General features: G+C 52.3%; 2 protein-coding genes and 1 pseudogene. 2 read left to right on the forward strand and 1 reads right to left on the reverse strand.

Translation table 11 applies throughout. The annotated features are described in order from the left end of the window. A pseudogene (locus PPL9_RS31750) lies at positions 1-455 on the reverse strand (peptidoglycan-binding protein); the annotation flags it as partial. A gap of 278 nt (positions 456-733) precedes the next feature. On the opposite strand from PPL9_RS31750, the gene cysS reads away from it, so the two are divergent. Together cysS and cimA are read left to right on the forward strand one after the other, a co-directional pair. Then, positions 734-2,185, forward strand: a complete 1,452-nt coding sequence (gene cysS / locus PPL9_RS29550; RefSeq protein WP_057466057.1) for a cysteine--tRNA ligase — start codon at positions 734-736, stop codon at positions 2,183-2,185. 213 nt (positions 2,186-2,398) lie between these two features. Continuing rightward, on the forward strand, positions 2,399-3,541 hold a 1,143-nt coding region (cimA, locus tag PPL9_RS29555; protein ID WP_244273505.1), incomplete at its 3' end, for a citramalate synthase.

Below are 3,541 nucleotides of genomic sequence, written 5' to 3' on the forward strand. Positions count from 1 at the left end.
ATCTCGTCAATCAAATGGTTGGCAAGCGGCGTCAAAGACTGGTCTTCAAACCAGACAGGGCGGAAGTTGCGTAAGGAGTAAGCCTCTGCCAGGGCATCCACTTGCCGCGAACTAAAACCAGCTTGCTCGATTTCATCTTCAGAAAAGATCAGATCCCGGATGGTTTGCTCCAACTCAGACAGCTCTGACAGGGATGGATCTAGAACTTGCCCGGCAGGTCCAGTGAGATCCGGAGCTTGCAGCTCGCTTTCTGGCAGGACTAAGGGATCAATTTCCGGCAGTACAAGATCGTCCGGGGAAGGCGTGGCAGCTGGTGGTGAGGCCGCAGTCTCATTAAAATTTAGCGGGTCTATAGGGTTCACAGAGGAGGTGGCATTACCGGTCGCACTTGAAGGCGAACTCATTCCAATCAGACTTGCAGCGACAACGGTGGCACAGATACTCTTGTGAGACACGTTTTACTTCCCTGTTTTTTCTTGGCTTTCCCTTAGAATTGCATCTTCGGGTAGAAATTTTGTATTTAACTTAGTTAGAAATGTGGGTGATCTGGTGAGACTAAGACTTGACCTGTAAGCAACAATCAGCGAAAAGCAACATATGAAAACGGCGATGCACACTTCTTCTTGCACCATCATTATTTGCAGCTAGCGACAACGCTGGCTGTGGCCGTTCTATCCTGCCTTGATTCTGCGTGAGATGAACGCCCGGCCAGCTGGCCAGGAGACGAACCATTATGAGCGCAGACACAGCCCAGGGCGACAAGGGACTTCTGCTCACCAATACTTTGACACGCACAAAAGAAGCTTTTGTGCCAATGGATGCGTCCAACGTGCGCATGTATGTGTGTGGTCCCACCGTTTATGACTACGCCCATATTGGTAATGCGCGCCCAGTCGTAGTTTTTGACGTTTTGGCCAGATTGCTGCGTCAACTCTATGGCAAAGAGCATGTCACATATGTGCGAAACATCACAGACGTTGACGACAAAATCAACGAGCGCGCAGCAAACGAAGGTATTTCCATTCGTGAGCTGACCGAAAAAACCGCTGGTCAGTACCATGAGGACATGGCTGCGCTGGGGGCACAAGCGCCGGATATTGAGCCGCGGGCAACCGAGCACATCGAAGAGATGAAAGCGATGATTGAGACACTTGTCGACAAAGGCCATGCCTATGTCGCGGACGAGCATGTTCTCTTCAATGTGCCAAGCATGCCCGAGTACGGCAAACTCTCCAACCGCACACTGGACGAGATGATCGCTGGTGCGCGTGTGGAAGTCGCGTCCTACAAAAAAGACCCTACCGACTTCGTGCTCTGGAAGCCATCCAAAGCGGAAGAGCCGGGGTGGGAAAGCCCATGTGGCATTAAAACACCAGGTCGTCCGGGCTGGCACATCGAATGTTCCGCAATGTCTGAAAAGCATTTGGGGAAGGTCTTTGATATTCATGGCGGCGGTGTCGATCTGACGTTCCCGCATCATGAAAACGAGATTGCACAGTCCAGATGTGCTCACGGCACCCATGCCATGGCAAATGTGTGGATGCACAACGGCTTCCTGCAGGTGGAAGGCGAGAAGATGTCCAAATCTCTGGGCAACTTCTTCACCGTTCACCAGCTGTTGGACACGGAAGAAGGCGATGGACGCAAATGGTCTGGTCAGGCCATCCGTTATGCTCTGCTTCAAACCCAGTATCGTCAGCCAATCGACTTTACGTTCAAAAGTCTGGCAGAAGGCGAAAAGCAGCTAACCCGCTGGATTGAGCTGATGAAGAAGCACGGTGTCACAGCACAGGAAAATGGAGCACTGGATGAAGGTGTTCTGGAAGGCCTGAAAGATGACCTGAACACACCACGTGCCTTTGCCGCTCTTCACAAACTGGCCCGCGATGCGCGCGGGGGAGATGCAGACGCTGCACAAAAATTAGCTAATTCTATCAAGTTCTTGGGCTTTGATCTTGAATCATTTTCCAAAGCACAGGAAGAAGAAAAAGCTGAAGCAGATGCCTCTCCGGAGCTGAAGGCCAAAGTGGAAGAGCTGATTGCAAAACGTCTGGATGCCCGCAAGGTAAAAGACTTTGCTGAAAGCGACCGCATCCGCGATGAGCTGGCAGCCGACGGCATTGTGCTCAAAGACATGAAAAACAAGGAAACAGGTGAAATCGAGACCACCTGGTCCTGCGCTTAACGAGGTTTCAGAGCCATGGACTACGCAGATACCACAAGGAAACTTGAAGTCTGCTCCATGGTTCTATCCGGGATAACCCGTTAGGCTTGCTAAGTTTTCTCAAGGCGCCCGCAATACGTGCCTTGAGAAATCCTACGGAGACAATAGGGAAACCTCCGTCACATGAGGGGAGCCTGAGGGTGAACTCAGGACAATAAGCAGGGTAGGCATACTATGACGAAAGAGCGTCTGTATCTTTTCGACACGACATTGCGCGATGGGGCTCAGACCTCCGGCATTGATTTCTCCGTGGACGAAAAAATTGCCATTACCGACTTATTGGAGAGACTGGGCGTCGACTATATTGAAGGCGGCTACCCGGGCGCAAACCCAACAGATACACAGTTCTTCTCCGAAAAAAGAACAAAGAAAGCGACCTTCACCGCCTTTGGCATGACCAAACGCGCTGGGCGCTCTGTCAGCAATGATCCCGGTGTTCAGATGGTCCTCCAGTCGGCAGCAGACGCCACATGCTATGTGGCAAAAAGCTGGGACTACCACGTTGATGTTGCGCTGAAGTGCACCAACGAGGAAAATCTGGAAAGCATCGCAGACACGGTCAAAGCCTCCGTCGAGGCAGGCAAAGAAGCCATGATCGACTGCGAGCACTTCTTTGATGGCTACAAGGCAAACCCGGACTACGCTCTGGCCTGCGCACAAACCGCTTTTGAAGCTGGCGCGCGCTGGGTGGTTCTGTGCGATACCAACGGTGGCACACTTCCACACGAAGTCACGCAGATCGTCAATGCAGTGATGCAAGTGGTGCCCGGCAGCAATCTGGGCATCCACGCTCATGATGACACCGGCCATGCAGTCGCGAACACGCTGGCAGCTGTCGTCGCTGGAGTCCGTCAGGTGCAGGGCACGCTCAACGGCATCGGCGAGCGTTGCGGCAACGCCAATATGATCACCTTGATCCCGAACATGTTGCTGAAAAAGCCGTATCGTGATCTGGTCGAACTTGGCATTGTTGTTGAGGATCTGACAGAATTAACAGCAATATCAAGGAGTTTTGACGAGATCTTGAATCGATCTTCTAACGTCCACGCTCCTTATGTCGGTGCCAACGCCTTTGCCACCAAAGCAGGTATCCACGCCTCTGCCATCCTCAAGAACCCAGATACTTACGAGCATATCCCACCAGAAATGGTCGGCAACCAACGCCGCGTGCTTGTCTCCGATCAGGCTGGAAAGTCTAACCTGCTTAATGAGCTGAAACGCCTTGGCGTTGAAGCTGACAAAGCCGATCCGCGCCTTGATCGTCTGCTGGCTGAAGTGAAAGAACTGGAAGCGCAGGGCTTTGCCTATGAAGCCGCA

It is taken from the genome of Pseudovibrio sp. POLY-S9, from assembly GCF_001431305.1.
In the GTDB taxonomy this organism is placed as follows: domain Bacteria; phylum Pseudomonadota; class Alphaproteobacteria; order Rhizobiales; family Stappiaceae; genus Pseudovibrio.

Coding starts and splice junctions, on each gene's coding strand:
- cysS (WP_057466057.1), top strand. CDS start 734: ATGAGCGCAGACACAGCCCAGGGCGACAAGGGACTTCTGCTCACCAAT.